The sequence below is a fragment of the Micromonospora aridisoli genome (assembly GCF_056150025.1).
Map to the genome: position 1 here is coordinate 1 of NZ_JAXCFK010000138.1, position 553 is coordinate 553.

1 protein-coding gene is annotated in these 553 nt (G+C 53.3%); it reads right to left on the minus strand.

Going from position 1 to position 553, the window contains the following annotated elements:
• Positions 1-294 (minus strand): hypothetical protein (locus tag SM447_RS29765; RefSeq protein WP_474576186.1); only part of this gene is annotated, 294 nt, incomplete at its 3' end.
• Positions 295-553: the final 259 nt, after the last annotated feature.

A 553-nucleotide genomic window follows, 5' to 3' on the forward strand; every position in this document is an offset into this window, starting at 1 on the left:
GTACGTGTCACCGAGCGATGGGAACATCGCCGTGAACGCTTCGCCGATCGCAAATCCGAGCAAGATGGCGGCGACCATGCCAATCGTGCTCAACCCGACATTTCGAATCAAGTGTTCACGGTGACCGAGCAACACGAACAACAGGACGCTGCCGACGACACCGGTGAGGAACGTGACGAGCACACCGGTTTCAATGAAGAGACTGAAGAGGAAACTGCTGAGCAGGAACGACCCTAAACCAATCAACAACCCGATTGCCCAATGCGTCCGGTGACCTCCATGGACGATGTTCATGATGCTCATCCCCTTTTGTACGTTCTACTATCCTATTGACCACTTTTTCAACTATCAAACGAGTTGTCTCATTCTAGTTGATGGTTTCCGCTCGAATTCTTCACATCGTCACAAAAAGACCGTCCGCGAACGAATCGCGGGACGGTCTGTGCCTCAATGGTGCTTGATTCGTCTCAGGAAATACAGCATCGGCACGAGCAAGAGCGCTGCTGCCCCGAGCCCTGCTTGAATCGACGTGTACAGGGCGAGCAGTCCGATC